At 74.1% G+C, this 1,240-nt stretch carries 2 protein-coding genes; one reads left to right on the top strand and one right to left on the bottom strand.

All coding sequences use genetic code 11. The features are described 5' to 3' along the window. The first annotated feature begins 261 nt into the window (after nucleotides 1-261). Nucleotides 262-648, top strand: coding sequence for a DUF1304 domain-containing protein (locus tag PROKR_RS21530; protein WP_036967199.1), 387 nt, complete (start codon nucleotides 262-264; stop codon nucleotides 646-648). A 6-nt stretch (nucleotides 649-654) separates the two neighbouring features. On the opposite strand, the gene PROKR_RS21525 is transcribed toward PROKR_RS21530, so the two are convergent. After that, the coding region (locus tag PROKR_RS21525; protein WP_036967197.1) for a GlxA family transcriptional regulator at nucleotides 655-1,240 on the bottom strand (586 nt) is incomplete at its 5' end.

The raw sequence follows: 1,240 nt of genomic DNA, 5'->3' as shown, positions 1-1,240 counted from the left end.
GGGCAGCATCCGATGCCGCGCGTCGGCGGTCTCCAGGGTCACGGCGCCGGCGAGCACGACGGCCCACAGTGCGCCGGGCCGGGACCGCACGTCACCGGCGGCGAGCCGCTCGCGCCGCAGCGCCGTCATCTCCCACTCCATACGAGACGGAGCCAATCGGGCGCGCCGGCTATTCCCGGGGCCGGTCGTGTCGGGTCCTGACATACTGCCGAACAGCCGGCCGCCGTCCCGTCAGGCCGCACCCATCCGGAGGAAACCGTCTTGCTGATCGTCGGACTCGTGCTCGCGGGCGTCGCCGCGCTCATCCACGTGTACATCTTCTACCTGGAGTCCTTCGCCTGGACGGAGAAGCGGACCCTCGCGACGTTCGGCATGACCGCGCAGGAGGCGGAGGTGACCAAGCCGCTGGCCCTGAACCAGGGGTACTACAACCTGTTCCTCGCGATCGTCACGGGCGTCGGCATCGTCCTGACGGCCGCCGGGTCGACGGCGGCGGGCGCCGCGCTGGTCCTCGCCGGGGCGGGCTCGATGTTCGCGGCGTCGCTCGTGCTGGTGATCTCGGACCCGAGCAAGCGCGGCGCCGCCCTCAAGCAGGGGCTGGTACCGCTGCTGGGCGTGCTCGCGCTGATCATCGGGCTGGCGGTCTGACGGCGCTCAGCGGGACCCGCGGAGGCGGCGCAGGGAGCGCGCGTCCTCGAAGCCGACCGTGTGCGCCGCCTGTTCCACCGTGGCGCCCTGGCCGATGAGGTGCTCGGCGCGCTCCTGCCGCAGCAGCTGCTGGTAGCGCAGGGGCGTCACCCCGGTGGCCCGGGTGAACGCCCTGGTCAGCGTGCGCTCGGCCACGCCGGCGCGCGCCGCCAGGTCGGTCAGCGGCAGGCTCCGCGCGAAGTGCGAGTCGATGTGGTCCTGGACGCGATGGACCGTGTCGTCGACGTGCGACCGGTGCCGCAGCATCGCGCTGGCCTGCGGCTCCGCCCCGTTGCGGCGGGCATACACGACCATCTCGCGGGCCACCCGGGCGGCGAGCGCCGGGCCGTGGCGCATGGCCAGCAGGTGCAGCGAGAGGTCGATGCCGCTGGCGATCCCGGCGGAGGTGACCACGCCGTCGTCCGAGGTGAAGAGGACGTCGCGCACGACGTGCGCCCGCGGGTGGCGGGCGGCGAGCGCGTCCTGGACGGCGTGGTGGGTGGTGCAGCGGCGGCCGTCGAGCAGGCCGGCCTGGCCCAGGGCGTCCGAGCCC

The organism is Promicromonospora kroppenstedtii DSM 19349, from assembly GCF_000515355.1.
Taxonomy (GTDB): domain Bacteria; phylum Actinomycetota; class Actinomycetes; order Actinomycetales; family Cellulomonadaceae; genus Promicromonospora; species Promicromonospora kroppenstedtii.
Note: the sequence above shows the minus strand (reverse complement) of the source record. Positions and strands in the feature narration are given on the sequence as shown.